The sequence below is a fragment of the Stenotrophomonas sp. CFBP8980 genome, assembly GCF_034046095.1.
Lineage (GTDB): Bacteria > Pseudomonadota > Gammaproteobacteria > Xanthomonadales > Xanthomonadaceae > Stenotrophomonas > Stenotrophomonas lacuserhaii.
In genome coordinates this window covers 17,979-37,484 of the sequence record NZ_JAXCXF010000001.1, presented here as the reverse complement: position 1 = coordinate 37,484, position 19,506 = coordinate 17,979, and the positions used below count along the sequence as shown (strand labels likewise).

Annotated in this window: 18 protein-coding genes and 2 tRNA genes; 8 read left to right on the top strand and 12 right to left on the bottom strand. The window is 65.6% G+C overall.

The features are described from left to right. The first annotated feature begins 53 nt into the window (after nt 1–53). Nucleotides 54–1,391, top strand: a complete 1,338-nt coding sequence (locus SOM47_RS00175; protein WP_101100744.1) for an MFS transporter — start codon at nt 54–56, stop codon at nt 1,389–1,391. Between the two features lie 310 nt (nt 1,392–1,701). Here the strand turns inward: SOM47_RS00175 and SOM47_RS00170 are convergent, their stop codons facing one another. Together SOM47_RS00170 and SOM47_RS00165 are read right to left on the bottom strand one after the other, a co-directional pair. Further along, the gene (locus SOM47_RS00170; RefSeq protein ID WP_320504449.1) at nt 1,702–2,478 is read right to left on the bottom strand and encodes a transporter; all 777 of its coding nucleotides are present in this window, start codon (nt 2,476–2,478) and stop codon (nt 1,702–1,704) included. A gap of 52 nt (nt 2,479–2,530) precedes the next feature. Beyond that, a complete protein-coding gene (locus SOM47_RS00165; protein WP_192083306.1) occupies nt 2,531–2,764 on the bottom strand; it encodes a DUF1653 domain-containing protein in 234 nt (77 codons plus the stop codon). Nucleotides 2,765–3,140: 376 nt separating this feature from the next. Between SOM47_RS00165 and SOM47_RS00160 the strand changes: the two genes are divergently transcribed. The 3 genes from SOM47_RS00160 to SOM47_RS00150 all read left to right on the top strand — a co-directional run bounded on the left by SOM47_RS00160 (nt 3,141) and on the right by SOM47_RS00150 (nt 4,440). After that, a complete protein-coding gene (locus SOM47_RS00160) occupies nt 3,141–3,344 on the top strand; it encodes a hypothetical protein (protein ID WP_192083307.1) in 204 nt (67 codons plus the stop codon). Nucleotides 3,345–3,507: 163 nt separating this feature from the next. Then, entirely contained in the window at nt 3,508–3,711 is a 204-nt protein-coding gene (locus tag SOM47_RS00155; protein WP_042612980.1) for a hypothetical protein, read from the top strand. A 150-nt stretch (nt 3,712–3,861) separates the two neighbouring features. Further along, a complete protein-coding gene (locus SOM47_RS00150; protein ID WP_320504448.1) occupies nt 3,862–4,440 on the top strand; it encodes a DUF3011 domain-containing protein in 579 nt (192 codons plus the stop codon). A 303-nt stretch (nt 4,441–4,743) separates the two neighbouring features. Here SOM47_RS00150 and dxs read toward each other — a convergent pair whose 3' ends face one another. The 9 genes from dxs to SOM47_RS00105 form a co-directional block, all read right to left on the bottom strand. Beyond that, entirely contained in the window at nt 4,744–6,651 is a 1,908-nt protein-coding gene (gene dxs, locus SOM47_RS00145; RefSeq protein WP_192084123.1) for a 1-deoxy-D-xylulose-5-phosphate synthase, read from the bottom strand. Nucleotides 6,652–6,755: 104 nt separating this feature from the next. Next, on the bottom strand, nt 6,756–7,421 hold the full coding sequence (locus tag SOM47_RS00140) for an HNH endonuclease (RefSeq protein ID WP_320504447.1): 666 nt from the start codon (nt 7,419–7,421) through the stop codon (nt 6,756–6,758). Nucleotides 7,422–7,634: 213 nt separating this feature from the next. After that, the gene (locus SOM47_RS00135) at nt 7,635–9,425 is read right to left on the bottom strand and encodes an acyl-CoA dehydrogenase C-terminal domain-containing protein (RefSeq protein ID WP_320504446.1); all 1,791 of its coding nucleotides are present in this window, start codon (nt 9,423–9,425) and stop codon (nt 7,635–7,637) included. A 58-nt stretch (nt 9,426–9,483) separates the two neighbouring features. Then, nucleotides 9,484–9,960 carry an LEA type 2 family protein gene (locus SOM47_RS00130; protein ID WP_320504445.1) on the bottom strand — a complete coding sequence of 159 codons (477 nt, stop codon included), beginning with the start codon at nt 9,958–9,960 and terminating at the stop codon, nt 9,484–9,486. A gap of 170 nt (nt 9,961–10,130) precedes the next feature. After that, nucleotides 10,131–10,682, bottom strand: coding sequence for a lipocalin family protein (locus tag SOM47_RS00125; protein WP_320504444.1), 552 nt, complete (start codon nt 10,680–10,682; stop codon nt 10,131–10,133). A gap of 343 nt (nt 10,683–11,025) precedes the next feature. Continuing rightward, nucleotides 11,026–11,793 carry a type I methionyl aminopeptidase gene (map, locus tag SOM47_RS00120; protein ID WP_320504443.1) on the bottom strand — a complete coding sequence of 256 codons (768 nt, stop codon included), beginning with the start codon at nt 11,791–11,793 and terminating at the stop codon, nt 11,026–11,028. Further along, on the bottom strand, nt 11,790–12,002 hold the full coding sequence (locus SOM47_RS00115; RefSeq protein WP_042612050.1) for a ParD-like family protein: 213 nt from the start codon (nt 12,000–12,002) through the stop codon (nt 11,790–11,792). The genes map and SOM47_RS00115 overlap by 4 nt, the downstream gene beginning before the upstream one ends. Before the next feature lie 462 nt (nt 12,003–12,464). Continuing rightward, nucleotides 12,465–12,540: transfer RNA gene (locus SOM47_RS00110), tRNA-Phe, on the bottom strand. Nucleotides 12,541–12,987: 447 nt separating this feature from the next. Continuing rightward, on the bottom strand, nt 12,988–13,443 hold the full coding sequence (locus SOM47_RS00105) for a hypothetical protein (RefSeq protein WP_320504442.1): 456 nt from the start codon (nt 13,441–13,443) through the stop codon (nt 12,988–12,990). A 156-nt stretch (nt 13,444–13,599) separates the two neighbouring features. Here SOM47_RS00105 and SOM47_RS00100 point away from each other — a divergent pair, with 156 nt between their 5' ends. After that, nucleotides 13,600–13,770 (top strand): hypothetical protein, encoded by a 171-nt coding sequence (locus tag SOM47_RS00100; protein ID WP_191771707.1) that lies wholly within the window; start codon nt 13,600–13,602, stop codon nt 13,768–13,770. A 47-nt stretch (nt 13,771–13,817) separates the two neighbouring features. Here the strand turns inward: SOM47_RS00100 and SOM47_RS00095 are convergent. After that, nucleotides 13,818–13,893, bottom strand: a tRNA-Ala gene (locus SOM47_RS00095). A gap of 106 nt (nt 13,894–13,999) precedes the next feature. Here SOM47_RS00095 and SOM47_RS00090 point away from each other — a divergent pair. The 3 genes from SOM47_RS00090 to SOM47_RS00080 all read left to right on the top strand — a co-directional run bounded on the left by SOM47_RS00090 (nt 14,000) and on the right by SOM47_RS00080 (nt 19,393). After that, nucleotides 14,000–14,263, top strand: a complete 264-nt coding sequence (locus tag SOM47_RS00090) for a Rho-binding antiterminator (protein ID WP_042612051.1) — start codon at nt 14,000–14,002, stop codon at nt 14,261–14,263. Between the two features lie 165 nt (nt 14,264–14,428). Continuing rightward, nucleotides 14,429–16,963, top strand: a complete 2,535-nt coding sequence (locus tag SOM47_RS00085; protein ID WP_320504441.1) for a Cache 3/Cache 2 fusion domain-containing protein — start codon at nt 14,429–14,431, stop codon at nt 16,961–16,963. Nucleotides 16,964–17,092: 129 nt separating this feature from the next. After that, nucleotides 17,093–19,393, top strand: a complete 2,301-nt coding sequence (locus SOM47_RS00080) for a TonB-dependent receptor (RefSeq protein ID WP_320504440.1) — start codon at nt 17,093–17,095, stop codon at nt 19,391–19,393. The last annotated feature ends 113 nt before the right edge of the window (nt 19,394–19,506 follow it).

Genomic DNA, 19,506 nt, shown 5'->3' with positions numbered 1-19,506 from the left:
CTGCCGGATCCAATGCCCCTGCCGTGGGCTCAACCTGAGGGCCGTTTTCCCCCATGAGTATTTCCCAATCCACCGCGGCATCGCCCGTTTCGGAGCGCGCTGCGCTGAAACGTTCGGTGTCCAACACGCTGAAAGGCTCGGCCGGCAACCTGGTCGAGTGGTACGACGTCTACGTTTACTCGGTGTTCGCCAAGTACTTCGAATCGCAGTTCTTCTCGGCCGACGACAAGAACTCCACGATGTACATCTGGGGAATCTTCGCTGCCACCTTCCTGATGCGCCCGATCGGCGCATGGTACTTCGGCCGCTTTGCCGACCGTTACGGCCGTCGCCTGGCGCTCACCGTGTCGGTCAGCGTGATGGCCGCCTGCTCCTTCCTGATCGCCATCGCGCCCACCGCGGCGTCCATCGGCATATGGGCGGCGGTGATCCTGCTGTTCGCACGCCTGCTGCAGGGTTTTGCCACCGGCGGTGAGTACGGCGCCAGTGCCACCTACATGTCCGAAGCGGCCGTGCCCGGCTGGCGCGGTTTCCTGTCCTCGTTCCATTACGTCACCCTGGTGGGTGGGCACGTCCTGGCGCAGGCCGTGCTGCTGGTGATGCTGCTGTCCTGGGACACCTCGCACGTGTCCGAATGGGGCTGGCGCGTGGCCTTCGGCATCGGCGGCATCGGGGCGCTGGTGGTGTTCTGGCTGCGTCGGACGATGGATGAATCGCTGAGCGCGGAATCGATCGAAGCGGCGAAGGATGGCAAGGCCAAGGCCAGCGGGTCGATGCGCGAACTGTTCGTCAACCAGTGGCGCCCGCTGCTGCTGTGCTTCCTGATCACTGCCGGCGGTACGGTGGCGTTCTACACCTACACCATCAACGGCCCGAAGATGATCCAGACCGCCTTCGCCGGCGACGACGTGATCACCGGCACGCTGATCAACCTGGGCGTGCTGACCTTCCTGATGCTGCTGCAGCCGCTGGGCGGCCTGCTGTCCGATCGCATCGGCCGCAAGAGCCTGCTGGTGTTCTTCGGTGTGGGTGGCGTGCTGTACACCTGGTACCTGGTCACCGCTTTGCCGCAGCAGACCTCGGCGCTGTCGGCGTTCCTGATCCTGGCGACCGGTTTCGTGATCCTGACCGGGTATACGTCGATCAACGCGGTGGTCAAGGCAGAGCTGTTCCCGGCGCACATCCGCGCACTGGGCGTCGGCCTGGGCTACGCACTGGCCAACTCGCTGTTCGGCGGCACCGCGCCGCTGCTGTACCAGGGCGCGCTGAAGGCTGGTCGCGTCAATGAGTTCGTCATTTACATCACCGCGGTGATTGCGGTGTCGTTGGTGGTCTACATCTTCTTCCTGAAGAACAAGGGACCGAACTGGCTGGACGGCACCCGCAGGTAATGTCGCACTGAAGAAGCAACGAGAGGCCCGCGCCGTGAAGCGCGGGCCTTTTTCGTGCAGGCACGGGACGCATGATGCTGACGCGGCCTGCACGCGGCGTGCACTTCGCCGATGCCGGCTGTAACGCACTCTGTGGGGGTAAGCCAACGCATTGGAGCACTACCCATGAATACCCCTGGAAAACCGAAACCCTCCTGGCGCCAGAGCCATTACCTGATGATCGCGTTGGCCGTGGTGCTGGTGATCGTAGGGGTCACCATGTTCGCACCGTGGTAAAGCCTGCCTGACGTGCTGACCCTCGTCGGTACGCTTAATCGAAGTACGCGGAAATCCCGAGCCCGGCCTGCAGGTCCGGGCTGTGGGCGTCCAGACCGGTATCAAGCGACGCATCCAACTGGACCCGATCGGTCCACATCCAGGTCACCCCGCCACCGGCCACCGTTTCCCGTGGCTCGCCGTGCGCCTTGGTCACCCCAGCCTCCACGAATGCAGACAGCCGGGGCGTGAGGGCCAGCGAGACGCTGGGCGACCACACCGTGCTGCGCTCGCCGTCACCGCGGCTGTGGCTGGCATACAGTGCACCGGTCCACTGGTCGCTGAAGTCGTGCTCATAACTGCCTGCCAGCGCGTACTGGCGCCCCTCGCTGAATGCTGCGTCGCCGCGTGCCACGATGGCCGACCCCAGCAGTGCCCAGCGGTCGGTCTCGCTACCGGTCGGCGGTGCCCACTTCAGGGCGAGTTGTGCATCGCCGCCGCCTTGGGCGCGCGTGCTGGCCATGCCGGGTAAACGGCTGCGCTTGCGCTGCCAGGGCGATCCGGAAAACTGCAGTTCCCAGCGTTCAAACAGGCCGGTGCGCAGCGTCACCTCGCCGGAGAGCTGTTCGGTGCGAAGACCATCGGCATCGCGATCGCGTTCATGGGAGGGAAGTCCCAGCTCCAGTGCCAGCGCGCCGCGCGGCACGATGCCGGTGCCCAGGCCGATGCCGGGGCGATCAAACGACGGCGGTTCGTCGGCCTGTTGTGCCTGCACGGCGCCACTGACGAAGAGCGTGGAACAAACCATCAGGGCCAGGCACGCGTTACGCATCGGGACATCCGCCGGGAGATGCACCGATCATGCGGCGGTGTCGGCCTGACGGTCAATCGTCGAGGCGGGCGAAACGCGGCTGGCTACCGTCCGCGCGGTCCACCTGTTCCACGAACATCGCATAGGGGCGCACCCACAGGCCGCCTTCGCCATACAGTGCGCGGTAAAGCACCATCGGCTGCAGGGTCTCGCTGCTGCGGACCACGTCCAGGACTTCGTACAGGCCGCCTTTGAAATGGCGGTAGCGGCCGGGTTGCAGGACGGGCAGGGCAGGCAGGTCGGACATGGAACACTCACGCAGGCATTGGAGCCAGTGATTGTTCAATGCGCCGGGCGCGGCGTCCACCGGCGTGTCAGAACAGCGATGCGCGGATCAGCTCCTCGACGAGGATCACATAGCTGGCGCCGAAGTAGAACTTGAGCAGGGAAGGACGCTGGTACAGAAAGGTGCGCATGTGGAAGGGGCCCCCTAAGGTGTACGTAGTGTGAAATGGTTAAAGCGCCGTGACAAGCATCACGGAATCGGGCTCGTGAACAGCGTCAGTCATGTGAGGGCAGGGCAATTCAGACCGGAACGATGGGTCTCCCAGGGGCGGCGACCTAGGCTGCATGCATGGCGCTGTCGCTTATGGCGCCCCCGCTGCAATCCGGAGAGCCCGTCCATGGTCATCGTCGTCCAGAACATCAGCCGCCACTGGCGTGTCGTGCATCCCAGCTGGGAGCGTTCGCGGAATTTCATCTGCGGAAAAGAGGCTTTCGATGCCGCCGCGGCGCTGGCCCTGGCTCATCACGGCCACACCGGCACAGCGGTGACGGTGCAGGTGGCTGCCTTTGGCACGGTCGTGGAGGCACTCCGCTTCGGTTGAAATTTCAGAAAACCCTGATGCCGTGCGACTGGAATCTGCCCTAGCCTCCGTAACTGGCGGGGGCCATTGGTGTCATGGATCAGTCGAAGAACAGGGGTGGCAAGGCCGCTACCCGCGATCGTCGACCTGGTTTGCACCCCGTCCGATCATGGAGAGAGACCTTATGTTGATCCGCGTCCAGAACGAGCAGCGCCATTGGCGCGTGCTGCATCCGCAGAAGCCGGAAGCCATTTCCTTCCACGAGGGCAGTGCGGCGTTCGATTTCGCCGATGCGCTGGCCCGTGAGCTGCACACCCGTACCGGGCAGGCCTGCTCGGTGCGCGTGGAGGTCAGCGACGCCTTCGTCGATACCGTCAGTTACGGCTGACACCGCGCGCCGGGTCCGAAATCGGATGAACTCGTTCAGCTTCCGCTCGCCTACTTGAATGGGCAGCGACCGAGGGTGTGCGGGCTATCTTTGCGCGGCCTTCCGGTTGCGCCATGCTCGGCTCATTCCGCCACACCAGGACGCACCACGATGACCCAGGAACTGTCTGTTTCGCGCCGCCCTTCGATGCTGTGGGCCGTCTGTCTCCCCTTGCTGGTGGGCGCGGGCATTGCCGGCTCCGCGCAGGCGCAGTATCGCGACAACGATCGCTATGGCTACAGCGGGGCCAACACGATCCGCTGTGAGTCGATCAAGAACCGCAATCAGGAATGCCGTCTGGACGGCCGCGCACGGCTGGTCCGCCAGCTGTCAGGTGCCGCCTGCGTTGAAGGCCGCAGCTGGGGCCAGTCACGCGGCGGCGTGTGGGTCAGCAACGGCTGCCGCGCGGAGTTTGTCGGTGAACGTGGGCGTCCGTCGCGACCCGGCCACGGTGGGGGCAACTGGGGCGGCGGCAATGGCAACGGCAATGGCTGGGGTTCGTCCGGCCAGGTGATCGACTGCGATTCCAATGACCGTCGCCAGCGCCGCTGCAACGTCACCATCCGCCAGGATGCCCGCCTGGTGAAGCAGAAGTCCGGCACGGCCTGCATCGAGGGCCAGAGCTGGGGCTGGGATCGCAACGGCGTATGGGTCAGCAACGGCTGCCGTGGGCAGTTCATGGTGCGTTGACCGCGCGTGTCATCCGGCCGTGGGTAGCGCCGCAGGCAGCGGCAGGAGCCGCTGCCAACGTCGCTTGCGACGGCCCGGAGGGTGCCGGTCAGGACGACCGGCATAGCCATGCTCGGCGAGCGCAGCGGCCGGAGCGTGACGACCAACGGTCGTCCCCACCCCGGCAACAGCTGACGGCCAGCGGCCGTCACTACCGCGGTAGCGCCGAGCCATGCTCGGCGAGCGCAGCGGCAAGCGCGTGACGGCCAGCGGCCGTCACCCACCCCGCAATAACCTGACGGCCAGCGGCCGTCAGTACCGGGGTCAACCTGCCGCGCTCAGCGGCGCGCTGCCGGCCTGCAAGGTCGGCCAGCGCTTCAGCACGGCTGCACGGATACCCGCCGCATCGATGCCTGCTTCGCCCAGCAGGTCTTCGCGGCTGGCATGATGCTGGAAGCTGTCGGGCAGGCCCAGGTGCAGGATCGACTTCAGCACGTCCTCGGCGCTCAGCAGTTCGGCCACGGCCGAGCCGGCACCGCCGGCCACCACGTTGTCTTCGATGGTGACGAAGCCGTCGTGGCGTGCGGCCAGCTGCAGCACCAGCTCGCGATCCAGCGGCTTGATGAAGCGCATGTTGACCACGGTCAAGCCGAGTGCACGGCCCACTTCCTCGGCCGCCGGCACGGTGCTGCCGAAGGCCAGCAGGACCACGCGACTGCCTTCCACACGGATCTCGCCCTTGCCGATCGGCAGGGTGGACAGATCGCTGCCAGCGTCCACGCCGGTGCCGCTGCCGCGCGGATAGCGCACCGCGGCCGGGCCGGCGTACTGCAGGCCGGTGCTCAGCATCTGCCGGCATTCGGCCTCGTTGGATGGGGCCATCACCACCATGTTCGGCACGCAGCGCAGGAAGCTCAGGTCCAGGTTGCCAGCATGGGTGGCGCCGTCCGGGCCGACCACGCCGGCGCGGTCGATGGCGAACAGCACGTCCAGCTTCTGGATCGCCACGTCGTGCACCAGTTGGTCGTAGGCGCGCTGCAGGAAGGTGGAGTAGATCGCCACCACCGGCTTGGCACCCTGGGTCGCCATGCCGGCGGCCAGGGTCACGGCGTGTTGTTCGGCAATGGCCACGTCGAAGTAGCGTTCTGGATACTCGCGGCTGAAGCGCACCAGTCCGGAGCCCTCGCGCATTGCCGGGGTGATGGCGTGCATGCGCGGGTCGGCCGCAGCGGCGTCGCACAGCCAGTCACTGAACACATCGGTATAGGTCGGCTTCTTCGCCCCGCCCTTGGCCACCAGGCCCTTGACCGGATCGAACGGACCCACCGCGTGGTAGCCGATCTGGTCGCCTTCGGCCGGCTCGTAGCCCTTGCCCTTGGTGGTCAGCACGTGCAGCAGCTTCGGGCCTTTCAGCGTCCGCAGCGTCTTCAGCGTGGACAGCAGCGCAGGCATGTCATGGCCGTCGATCGGGCCGGTGTAGTGGAAGCCCATCTCTTCGAACATGGTGGAGGGCACGAACATGCCCTTCCAGTGTTCTTCCCAGCGCTTGACGAAGCGCGCCGGGTTGTTGCGCTTGTCACCGAGGATCTTCTTGCCGCCTTCGCGCAGCGCATTGAGCGTGCGGCTGCCGGTGGCGCGGCCGAGCACCTTGGTCAGCCCGCCGACGGCCTCGGAGATCGACATGTTGTTGTCGTTGAGAATCACCAGCAGGTTCGGCTCAGGTTCCATGCCGCCGGCGTGCATCAGCGCTTCGAACGCCATGCCGGCGGTCATCGCGCCATCGCCGATGACCGCCACCACGCGACGGTCATCGCCTTCGCGCTGGCGTGCGATCGCCATGCCCAGCGCGGCGGAAATGGAGGTCGACGAATGGCCGACGCCAAAGGTGTCGAACTCGCTTTCCTCGCGCTTCGGGAACGGCGCCACGCCGTCCTTCTGCTTGACCGTGTGGATCTGGTCGCGACGGCCGGTGAGGATCTTGTGCGGGTAGGTCTGGTGGCCTACATCCCAGACCAGCTGGTCATGCGGCGTCTGGTACAGGTAGTGCAGCGCCACGGTGAGTTCGATGACGCCCAGGCCGGCAGCAAAGTGCCCCCCGCTGCGGCCAACCGATTCGATCAGGTAGGCGCGCAATTCGTCGGCGATGGCCCTCAGTTCGGATTCGTCGAACGTGCGCAGTTCTTCCGGTGTCTGGATGCGCGAGAGGCGGGGATAGCGGGCAGAGTCGATCATCATGTTCGTACTTGTGCTGACCGGCTATTTTCGCGCTCAAACCGGGGTGGAGCAAGCAGACCCCGACACGCGTGAGCGCGCAGTGAGTTTGGCCGCGCGTGGCTTCACGCGGAAAGCTTGGACTTTTTCGGCAGCTGTGCCTTCAGGAACGTCATCTGATCGGCCAGGATGTTGCGGTTGGAGAGGATCAGGTGTTCGATCCAGCTCGGCCGGAAAGGCACGGCCAGCAAGGGCATGCCCGCCTGCTGCGGGGTCCGGTTGCTCTTGCGCGAGTTGCAGTGGAAGCAGGCGGTGACCACGTTTTCCCAGACGTCCAGGCCGCCCTTGGACAGGGGCATCACATGGTCGCGGGTGAGAACGGGACGCGAATGCTGTTGGCCGCAGTACAGGCACAGATGCGCATCGCGCGCGAACAGCGCGGCATTGGTGAGGTTGGGAGTGGGGTCGGGGGCGCGGGAACGCGCATGGCCACGGGTGGCGATGATCGGATGCAGGTCCAGGCCGCTGCGCAGCCCGCTCAGCCGGTTGGTCCCGCCGTGGATGTGCAGGCAGGGGTCGCCGAGGGTCCACGCTACCGCGCCACGTGCATACAGGCAGGAGGCATCCTGCCAGTTGATCCAGTCAAGGACCCGGCCGTGGGCATCAAGGGAGAGCAGGCGGACAGTGCCGGGGCGGTGCAGGGGGCTGGGCTCGGGCGATGACCCGGCGTCCGGAGCGGGAAAGGCAGCTCCGGTAGTGATCAGACCCAAGCGTGTAGTGTCTGTCTCCATCGGGATAACAGCTTATACCCGAATGTTTGCATTTTGTGTATTCCCCCGAGCTTGCAGCGCGGGGGAGTACACAAAATGCCCGCGCATTCTTCCTCTACCCCCCCGCCTGTCGGCGCGCCCCCTTCAACAGAAGGGGGCTTTTCTCCAGAGGAATGCAGGCCGCGGCCCGGTAGTGACGGCCGCTGGCCGTCATGCTTCGGCCGTTGCCCTGTCTCAGGCGCCGAAGCGCGCGTCGTCCATCGCCATCAGCGAATCCGCACCGGCCTGGATGGCGGCAGCATGGCCCAGCGTGCGCGGCAGCACGCGCGCGAAGTAGAACCGCGCGGTCTCCCGCTTGGCCAGTTTGAACGCCGCCGTCTGGCCGCTGGCATCGGCCGCGGCCACGCTGCGGGCCCACCAGTAAGCCAGCACCACATACCCGGAATAGAACAGGTAATCGTGGCTGGCGGCACCCAGCTCATCCGGGTTGGCAGCCGCGCGCTTCAGCACGTCCATCGTCAGCCCACCCCATTCGGCGGCCTTCGCCCGCAGCGGTGCGATGAACTCCGCCAGCGCCTCATCACCTTCATGCGACTTGGCGAACGTCTCGATCTCAGCCAGGAACAGCTTCAGGCCCGCGCCCTGGCTGGAGGCGGTCTTGCGGCCGATCAGGTCCAGCGCCTGGATGCCGGTGGTGCCTTCATACAACGTGGTGATGCGTGCATCGCGGGCCAGTTGCTCCATGCCGTGTTCGCGGATGTACCCATGGCCACCAAAGCACTGCAGCGCGTTGTAGGTGTTCTCGATGCCCCATTCGGTCTGGCATGCCTTGGAAATCGGGGTCAGGAAGCTCACCAGGGTATCTGCGCGTTCGCGCTCGGCCGGGTCCTGCGCGCTGTGCGCCACATCGATCAGGGTCGCCGCGTGCAGTGCCAGCAGGCGGCTGCCTTCCACCAACGATTTGATCGTCAGCAACATGCGGCGCACGTCCGGGTGCACCAGGATCGGGTCCGCCGGCTTGTCCGGGAACTTGGCCCCGCTCAGCGAACGCGACTGCAGGCGTTCGCGCGAATACTTCAGCGCGTTCTGGTAGGCACGCTCGGACAGGCCAATGCCCTGCAGCCCCACCCCCAGGCGTGCGGTGTTCATCATGGTGAACATTGCCTGCAGGCCCTTGTGCGGCTGCCCGACCAGGTAGCCTTCGGCGCCGTCGAAGTTCATCACGCAGGTGACCGATCCCTTGATGCCCATCTTGTGCTCGATGGAACCGCAGCGCAGTGCGTTGCGCTCGCCGACGTTCCCGTCGCGGTCGACCTTGAACTTCGGGGTGACGAACAGCGAAATGCCCTTCGCCCCCGGGGGCGCATCGGGCAGTTTGGCCAGCACCAGGTGCACGATGTTGTCGGTCAGGTCGTGCTCGCCGGCGGTGATGAAGATCTTGGTGCCGGTGATGCGGTAGCTGCCGTCCGGGTTCGGCTCGGCCTTGGTCTTCAGCAGGCCCAGGTCGGTGCCGCAATGCGGTTCGGTCAGGCACATGGTGCCGGTCCAGCGGCCTTCGATCAGCGGCTTCAGGAAGGCGTCGTGCTGCCACGCTTCGCCATGCTGCTTCAGTGCCTCGATCGCACCATGCGAGAGCAGCGGGAAGTTGCCCCACGCCAGGTTGGCGCCGTTGATCATCTCGTTGAGCGGCACGCCCAGGGTGTGCGGCAGGCCCTGTCCACCGACTTCCGGCGAGGCGGTCAGGCCGGTCCAGCCGCCTTCCACGAACTGGTCATAGGCCGCCTTGAAGCCGGGCGGGGTGGTGACCTCGCCGCTGGCCTGGTCGAGCACGCAGCCCACTTCATCGCCCACGCTGTTCAGCGGTGCCAGCACCGAGGCGCTGAAGCGGCCGGCTTCTTCCAGCACGGCATCCACTACGTCGGCGGTGGCGTCGGTGAAGCCCAGGCGGGCGAACAGCGGCTCTACCTTGAGCACGTCATGCAGGGCGAAACGCAGGTCGGAAAGCGGGGCGGTATAGCTGCTCATCGTTGAAGCATCTCGATCAGGGGGCGGGGGCGTGGCGCGGCGATGAAAGTGCGTCGCCTCAGCGCAGCACGCCGGGCAGGCCCGGGGCGTGGTTGAGGGTGCTGCGGTTGTTGATCTGGAACGTGCGTTGTTTCTTTTCTTCCGGCGTGGCCGACACCGACCCTTCCAGCGTGTAGGCCAGCGTGTGGTTGCTGGCCAGCGCGTCGGCCACGATCAGGCGGGCCTGGGCGGCCGGCTGCAGCTGCAGTTCGATCACATCGGCCGATGCGCCGCCGATCGATACGCCGGGCTTGGCACTCAGGGTGCCGGCCTCGGCATCGCCGACCGAAAGCTTCAGGGCAACGTCATCGAAGCGCATGGGCATGGAGCTGAAGTTCTGCAGGCGCAGGGCCACCTTCCAGCTGCCATCGGCGTTGACGGTCAGTTGCTGCAGGCTGCTGGCCGGTTCGGAAACGCGTTTGACCACCTTTTCGCCACAGGCGGCAAGGGCGAGGACGGACAGGACGATCAGGATGAAACGGAAGCGGTGGAGCATGGCGCAGGTCCTCGCGGAAGGGGTGCGTGCAGAGAAAGATACTACGGCGTATGGTGGCGTGCACAGGCACCCACCTGAACGCAAGAGATTAACGCGCACCGCTGCCAGTGGCAGCGGGCGGGCACGGGGGCGTCAGGCGGGGTTGGGCAGCACGCGGCGCGGCCGGCGGATCAGCGCAGTGGCGCGAGGACCTTCAATGGGGCCAGGTCGTAGCCCATCGCTTCGGCCCGGGCCTTGAGCGCTTCGAACTGCCCGCGTTCCATGCTCGGCGAGCGTGACAGGATCCACAGGTACTTGCGGTCCGGCTCGCCGACCACCGCCCATTGGTAGTCCGGATCCAGCGCGATCACCCAGTAATCGGCCCAGACCAGTGGCACCCAGGACAACCAGTCGGGGGCAAAACGGACCTCCAGTTGACCCGGTTCGCCCTTGACCGGGCGTGCGACACCTTCGGCCTGTATACGGGTGCCGTCCTCGACCCGGCAGCCGTTGAGTACCGAGATGCGGCCATTGCTGCGCAGCCCGTAGGTGGCCGTGATGTCCCCGACGCATTTCTTCTGGAAGGACACCGGCAGATGGGCGATTTCGTGCCACTGCCCGGCATAGCGGTCGATATCCAGCGTATCCACCGCGCGCACCGGTTCGGCGGCGTGTGCGAGGCTGGCCAGGGGCAGCAGCAGGGCAAGCGCACAGGCACGGCGCAGGGAAGGCAGGGTTGGCATCGGCATGGCTCGTGTGGCGACCGCCCGAGCTTAGCGGTTGCCGCGTCGAGGGTGACGTGAAGCACGTCGCGAAAGGCGTCCGACGCCTTGGCGGCTGGCAGATGTGGCATGCTCGCGCCGTCGCTACCGACAAAAGGATTACCGCAATGAGCAAGGGTCTGGACAAGAAGAAAGAGCAGAAGAAGAAACCTGCCAAGACCGCCAAGGAAAAGAAGGCGGAAAAGAGCGAAAAGAAGACCACCCGCGGGTTCGGTCCGGCCTGATCCAAAGGCTGCTGCGTGTCGTCGCCTCGGGCGGGGACACGCGGGAAACCGGCGCGGGGCGGCGCTGTCTTGTACAGGAGTTACTTCGGCGCGCGCTCGCCCTTTCGCAACGTCAGCACGCGCACGCCGGTGGAAGTAACCGCCACCGTGTGTTCGAACTGGGCGGAGAGTTTGCCGTCGCGGGTATGCACCGGCCACGCGTCGGGCTGGTGGCGGACCGCCGCCTTGCCCTGGTTGAGCATCGGTTCGATGGTGAACACCATGCCTTCCTGCAGCTCCACGCCGGTGCCGCGATGGCCGTAATGCAGGATCTGCGGTTCTTCGTGCATTTCACGGCCAATGCCATGGCCGCAGTATTCCTTGACCACGGTATAGCCCTGTCCGCGCGCGAAGCGGGCGATGGCATGGCCGATGTCACCGGTATGCGCGCCGGGACGTACCGCAGCGATACCTTTCCACATGGCCTGATACGTGGCCTGCACCAGTCGCCGGGCCGGGTAGGGCACCTCGCCAACCAGATAGGTGGTGCTGGAATCGGTGATGAACCCGTTCTTCTCCAGTGTGATGTCCAGGTTGACGATCTGCCCTTCGCGCAGCACGTCGTCGGCGGAGGGCATGCCGTGGCAGACCACGTCATCGATCGAGGTATTGAGCACGAACGGGAAGTCGTACTGGCCCTTGCTGGCCGGACGCGCGTGCAGCTCTTCAACGATCATCCGCTCGACCAGATTGTTGATGTCCATCGTGCTGCGGCCGCGCAGGTCCAGCGTGTCCAGGTGGTCGAACACCTGGGCCAGCAGCGCGCCGGATTGCGCCATCAGTTCGATTTCCCGGGCGCTCTTGATCATGTGTGGCGCTCGGCCAACCGCGGTGTCTGCACGCCGGCGCTGCGCAGCTGCTCGGCGACGATCTGCTGGTAGCTCAGTTCCGGATGCAGTTCGCAGAGCATGCCGATCTTGATCCAGAAGTTGGCCTGGGCGTTGATCGAGCGATGGCTGACGGTGCAGGCGCGGCGAAGCTGGTCGTGCAGTTCGTCGTCGATGTTGACGATGCCCATGGGTGGGACTCTATCTGGAATATACGAATCGTATATGTTGCGTATATGGCTTGCAAGGGCGACGCCTGCAGGCTTGAAGGGCGGTGTGCGGTGCTCGCATCACGACGCTTTTTCACAACTCGAACGACGGATGAGTTGATGCGAAAGCCCGCCCACCAACCGACACCGGGTGATGCATCTGTCGCTTACGTGGAAGATCGCCTGCAGATGATCCGCTGCGGTGACGAATACGGACTGAGCGACGATGCCATGCGACGGCAGTTGATTGGCTCGCGCCCGTTGCACTACGACAACGTGCTGGACGTGACGCGCGTGCTGGACATCCGGCCGCAGTTGGAGCCGATTCAACGCGGCTCTGCCTGGCGATCTGGCTGGGTAGGGCAGGTCGCACGGCCCATCCGCGCAGACCCGCACAATAGGCGAAAAAAAAGGCCTGCATTTCTGCAGACCCTTCAAAAACAATGGTGGCCGAGGACGGAATCGAACCGCCGACACGGGGATTTTCAATCCCCTGCTCTACCAACTGAGCTACTCGGCCACTTGTTTCGTTGACAGCGATGTCGCTGCCGAGGAGGCGCATATTACGGAGGTCACGCGGTTTCGGCAAGCTTTTTGAATAAAAAACTTCACAATGGTGTCTCCGCATCGCTCATGCGCGCGCAAGTGCTTGATCCTTCGTCGCCGTAGCGTGCACGGCACTGGGATGCTGATTTTTCAGGCATCTCATCCCGTCTGGTTGCGCGTACCGTCGAAGGCCACTTCCACTACCGACGCTGGCCGTTACCGGAAATGACGGCCAGCGGCCGTCACTACCCTCAGATCTCGGCGTGGGCCACCGCGTGCAGTTTGCTTTCGCGCAGTTCCAGTGCTGGGCGACGGGCGCATCCCGTGCCGCGAAGACACCGTGGATGGACTGCCGCCGTTCTTCTGCTTGCCGCAGGGATACAACTTCTGCAAGCGGAAGGTCAAGCTGGAGTGAGCGCTTTCAGGGCGCGAAGCGGACCTGGCGCGGGTCGTTCAGGCGCAGCTGGGTCTGGTAGTAATACTTGTCGCTGGGGATGCCATCTGTGCTGAAGACGATCTTCTGGCGCCGCGCAGTGCCCTGTACCAGCAGGCGGCGGTTGACCAGGCGTTCCAGCGGCAGGTTGTCCAGCTGCGCGCGCAGCGTATCGGCCTGGCCGGGTGCCAGCCACACGGTGAGGTTGGTCTGGTGGCGGTAGTCGGCTTCGCTGTTGAGGTACAGCCCGTGCTCGGTGAGGTCCACATTGCGCACGGTGACCAGGAAGGTGCCACTGATGCCGTAGCGCGGGTCATCATTGGCGGCATGCACCGCTTCGGCCGGGGTGATCAGGCCGGCGGCCGTCATCGGCGGGGCGACGACGCTGCGGTGGGCACAGCCCACGCTGAGCAGCAGGGCAGGGAGCAGCAGGGCCAGGCGCATGGGACATCCTTGTTCCAGTGTGGGCCGCCATTGTGCCGCGCCCAGGTGACCGCGCCAACCGTGGTGAACGGTCGGTCGCCGCCTCGTGATCTGCACATCACGGCGGCGCCGATAGCGTGGAGTGCCCCGACACACCACAACGAGCAGGCACGCAGAATGGGTACCGAAAAGAACGAGCAGGAAGACCGGGCCGGCGTACAGGAAAGCCAGCAGGACCAGCGCCAGGACGACGTGGCGAAGCAGCGCCAGGGACAGCAGGACCAGAAGGTCCGTGATGACCACACCAAGAAGCCCGATCGGAAGGATGGCAGCGGTGAGCCGGCCTGAACGAGAAAAGCCCCGGGAGCGATCCCGGGGCTTTCCGTTTCAATTCGTGGTGGAGCCAAGGAGGATCGAACTCCTGACCTCGTCGATGCGAACGACGCGCTCTCCCAGCTGAGCTATGGCCCCACAGTGGAACTGAGTCTATCCAACTGCCGGATGCTTGCCAAGCCCGCACGTGCGGACAGAAAGTGGGACATCGACGCGCCTGTGCAGCCACCGTTGGAAGAAACCGATGGAACCTTACCGCCCGATTTCGTGTGACCTGCACGACCATCTGGAGATCGCCTGCCTGCGCCGCCTTCGCCTCCGGGTGGAGCTGGCCGATGGCACGCAGGTGGAGGGGCGCGCGCTGACCACCGTGAGTACAGCGGCCAAGGAAGAATTCCTACGTTTGGATTGCACCGATGGGGTGCGTGACTTCCGGTTGGATCAGCTGCACACGGTCAGCGCGCTGGACGACGAGAGCGGTTTTGGGCGGGTCGTACTCTCGGAGTGAGCTCGACCCCATGTAACCGATTCCAGCGCCCTTCCCGCGGCAAATCAATTGCTTGGATGCTGAACGGTGGCGGAAATTTGGTCGTTCGAGAGCTAAAGAGGACCAGAATGGTGCCGATAAAAGTGTGACGCCCAGCGCGTTCCCCTTCCGATCAAGTGCCTCTCGATGACGACTTCTGCCGCCACCGGTTCCACGCTGTCCATTGCTTCCCGTCTGGCGATCCTGCTTGCAGCCATCACCGCCGCTGCCTTCGTGCTGCTGGCCCTGCTGATCTACCGGCAGACCGCCGCCAGCTACCAGACGCGCGTGCAGGCCGGGCTGGACACCTCGGCCAGCCTGATGCGGGATTCGGTGGCGCTGTATGACCGCAGCCTCAGCCAGAGCACCGCGCACATGGCTGAACTGTTCCGCGCCTCGCTGCCGGCCGGCGATGCCGCCGTGGATGCCGCGCGCAGCGTGGAGGTGGCCGGCCAGGTCGCGCCCCAGCTGATGTTCGGTGGCAGCCCGCTGGCGCTGGATGACCCGGCGGTGGATCGTTTCGCCGCCTCCACCGACGGCGTGGCGACGGTGTTCGTGCGCGATGGCGATGACTTCGTGCGGGTGGCGACCTCGCTGCGCAATGCCGCCGGTGAGCGCGTGCTGGGTACCAGGCTGGATCATGCGCACCCGGCGTATTCAAAGATCATCGCCGGCGAAGCCTTCAGTGGTCCGGCGCACCTGTTCGGCACGGACTACATGACGCACTACATGCCGCTGAAGGATGCGGCCGGCGCGGTGGTCGGCATCGCCTTCGTCGGCCAGGATCAGTCGGCCGGCCTGGCCGCGCTGAAGGCCAGCCTGCGCGATTCCACGCTGGGCAAGGACGGCTACTTCATGGCCATCGACACACGCCCGGGCGAGGGCTTCGGCAAGGTGATCGCTGCGCCCGCCGGTGAGGGCGGCAGGATCAGCGAGCGTGTGGTGGCCGAAGACCTGCCGCTGCTGCAGGCGCTGCTGGAAGGGCGCCAGGCATCGGCCACGCTGCAGGTGCGCAGTGCCGATGGCAAGGACACCCGCGGCTATTTCGTTTCCGCACAGGCGCATGCGCCGTGGCGCTGGATGGTGCTGGGCATGGAGCCGGTGTCGGTACTGCAGGATGTGTTGCACTCGCTGCTGCTGCAGATCGCCGGCATCTCCGCGCTGGCCCTGCTGGCGGTGATCGGTGCGACCGTGCTGGCCATGCGCCGGTTGCTGGCTCGTCCCTTGCAGCAGGCCGAGCAGGTGGCCCTGGACGTGGCGGCGGGCCGGCTGGACCGCGAGATCCCGCAGCGCCGCCCGGATGAAGTGGGGCGCCTGCTTTCGTCCATGCGGCAGATGCAGTCGACCCTGCGCAGCGTCACCGCCGCACAGGACCGCATGGCCCAGCACCACGCCGAAGGCACCATCAGCCACCGCATCGATGCCGACGCGTTCCAGGGTGCATTCCGCGGCATGGTGGAAGGCACCAACGCGCTGGTGGATGCCCACGTGCGCACCACGCTGGAGATGGTCGAGCTGGTGCAGGAGTACGCCGCCGGTGACCTGTCCGCTTCGATGCAGGAACTGCCGGGCGAGAAGGCCCGGATCAGTGCGTCGGTCAACGGCGTGCGCGCCCGCCTGCAGGCCATCAACGGTGAGATCAAGCGGCTGGTCGCGGCCGCTGCGGCTGGTGACTTCAGCGCGCGCGGTGACGCTGAAGCGTTCGACAATGATTTCCGGGTCATGGTGGAAGGGCTGAACACCCTGATGACCACGGCCGACCACAACCTGGCGGCGCTGTCCGACCTGCTGCGCAACCTGGCGCGGGGCGACCTGCGCAGCCGTATCGAAGGTGATTTCCAGGGCGTGTTCGCCGAAATGCGCGACGACGCCAACCAGACCGTGACCAGCCTGGGCACGATCATCGCTGGCATCCAGCGCTCGGCCGATGGCGTGTCGGCGGCGGCGGCGGAAATCGCCTCGGCCAGCGAAGACCTGTCACGCCGGACCGAACAGCAGGCAGCGAACCTGGAAGAGTCGGCCGCATCGATGGAAGAAATGACCGCGGCGGTGCGCCAGAGCGCGGACCACGCGGTGCGCGCAGACAAGCTGGCGGTGCAGGCCACCGGCGTGGCATCGCAGGGCGGTGACGCGGTGGCTGAGGTGGAGCGCACCATGCGCCTGATCGAAGCATCCTCGCGGCGCATCGCCGACATCACCACGGTGATCGACGGCATCGCTTTCCAGACCAGCATCCTTGCGCTGAACGCAGCGGTGGAAGCGGCCCGTGCCGGTGAAGAAGGGCGCGGTTTTGCCGTGGTGGCCAGCGAGGTGCGCACGCTGGCGCAGCGCTCGGCGCAGGCGGCGCGCGAGATCAAGGGGCTGATCGACGAATCGGTGGAGCAGGTCGGCACCGGCAGTGCGCTGGCAGCGCAGGCCGCCGAGACCATCCAGCAGGTGGTGACCGCGGTGGGCGAACTGGGTGCGGCGATCGGCGGCATTGCGTCGGCATCGCGCGAGCAGGCCGCCGGCATCGAACTGGTCAACCAGAGCATCGTGCAGATGGACGGGGTCACCCAGCAGAACGCGGCGCTGGTGGAGGAAACTTCCGCCTCGGCGCAGTCGATGACCGCCCAGGCCGCGTCGCTGCGCGAAGCGGCAGCGCGCTTCGTGCTGGCGCGTGGGACGGTGGTGACGGGGTAATCGCGGCGGTAAGGAGCGGGGGCTGCCACGGGATTGAAACGTGGCCGCCATACTGTGCGCCTGCGCGCTTTGATTTCCTCATCCGCCCGGCTCGCGCAGGCCGCACGGACGCTCCCTCGAGTCCCGTACATGCATCTGAACCACCGAATCTTCCGTCGTCATCCGTTGGCGCTGGCATGCGCCGCATTGTCCGTGGGCCTGGTCGCCCCGGCCTTCGCGCAGCAGGCTGCCGCCCCGACCAGCGCCACTGCGCTGGATGCCATCACCGTGACCGCCGAACGCCGCGAGCAGAACCTGCAGGACGTGCCGGTGTCGGTCGGCGTAGTGCAGGGCGAGCAGCTGCGCGACTACACCGCCGGCGGCGATGACACCCTGCTGGCGCTGTCCGGCCGGGTGCCGGGTTTCTACGCCGAGACCACCACCGGGCGCGTCTTCCCGCGCTTCTACATCCGTGGCCTGGGCAACATCGATTTCTACCTGGGTGCCTCGCAGCCGGTGTCCATCATCCAGGATGACGTGGTGCTGGAACATGTGGTGCTCAAGTCCAACCCGGTCTACGACGTGGACCAGATCGAAGTGCTGCGTGGCCCGCAGGGCACGCTGTTCGGTCGCAACACCACCGCCGGCATCGTCAAGTTCGACAGCATCAAGCCGAGCCAGGACGCCAGCGGCCGGGTCAATGCCAGCTACGGAACGAACAACAGCGTCGCGGTGGATGCTGGCCTGGGCGGCCCGATCAACGAGGTGGCGGCGTTCCGCGTTTCGGCGCTGTACCAGCACCGCGATGATTACGTGGACAATACCTATGCCGGTCCCAGCGCCGATGGCACGATGGCGCCGCGCAAGGATGCAATGGGCGGCTTCGACGACCGCAATGTGCGCGCCCAGCTGCTGCTGACCCCCACCGACAACTTCTCGGTGCTGGCTTCGGCACATGCGCGTGATTACGAAGGTACCTCCACGCTGTTCCTGCGCGGTGGCATGGTCAAGGGCTCCAACCAGCCGATCGCCGCGCGCGACCGCGTGGCCTACGACGAGGCCGCCAACAACCCGCAGGCCTACAAGACCTATGGTGGCTCGCTCAAGGCGACCTACGATTTCGGCGCGGTCGAACTGACCTCGATCACCGCCTACGAAACCACCTCCGGCTACAGCCGTGGCGACACCGATGGCGGCGCGGCCGCCAGCTTCCCGGTCAATGGCGTGCCCAATGGGTTCGGCCAGTCGATGGGCCAGGTGCGCGATCTCGACCAGTGGACCCAGGAAGTCCGCCTGGCCAGCATGGGCGATGATCGTTTGAGCTGGCAGGCAGGCCTGTTCTACTTCGATGGCCGCGATATCACCGACTTCTACCAGCGCGGTTGGTTCCTGCAGGGCGCCGCGCGCAATCCCAACAACTGGGTGCGCCTGCGCAATACCAATACCTCCGTTGCCGGCTTCGGCCAGCTGAGCTACAAGGCCACCGACCAGCTGACGCTGACAGCGGGCTTGCGCCAGACCCGCGATGAGAAGCGCACCCGCCTGCTGAAGACCGCCGACACCGCGGCCGGTGCGGTGACCTACCGCGGCCGCACGGATGTGGAAATGAGCGACACCACGCCGAGCTGGGACCTCAGCGCGATGTACCAGATCAACGACCAGGTGGGCGTGTATGCCAAGGTCGCGCGCGGTTTCCGTGGGCCGACCATCCAGGGGCGTTCGGCGGTGTTCAATTCGGACTTCACCACCGCCGATTCGGAGACCATCCTTTCCTGGGAAGCCGGCGTCAAAAGCACGCTGTGGGACAACCGCCTGCGCCTGAACGCGACTGCCTTCACCTATCAGGTCAACGACATCCAGCTCAACGGCAACGATTCGGATGGCAATGGCGTGCTGTTCAACGCGGACAAGGCGCGCGCCTACGGCCTGGAAGCGGATATGGAACTGCGTCCGATTCCGAACCTGACCCTGAGTGCGGGCGTCAGCCTGCTGCACAGCGAAGTCCAGGATGACCGGGTGTACGCGCAGGTGTGTGCGCTGAACGGCGTGGTGGTGTGCAGCGTGAACGACCCGACCATCAAGGTCGGTGCCAATACCTTCGCGCAGATCGACGGCAACCCGCTGCCGAACGCGCCGAAGTACGGCATCAACCTGGCCGCCCGCTACGATTTCCCGGTGAGCGATGCCGGCACCGTGTTCGTATCCACGGACTGGAACAAGCAGGGCTACACCAGCTTCGTGCTGTACGACACGGCCGAATTCAACTCCAAGGGTGATTTCGAAGGCGGCCTCAAGCTGGGTTACTCCGGCGGCTACGGCGCCTACGAAGTGGCACTGTTCGCCCGCAACATCACCAATGAGAAGAACCTCAAGGGCGTGATCGAGAACTACATGGCGGCGGTGTACAACGAACCGCGCACCGTGGGTGTTTCGTTGAACATGAACTGGTAACGCGGAATCGGTAGTGACGGCCGCTGGCCGTCATCGCCTCCTGCGGCGGGTGGCGCTCGCTCGGTGGGTGACGACCGTTGGTCGTCACCGATTTGGATCTGGCGCGGAAAGCG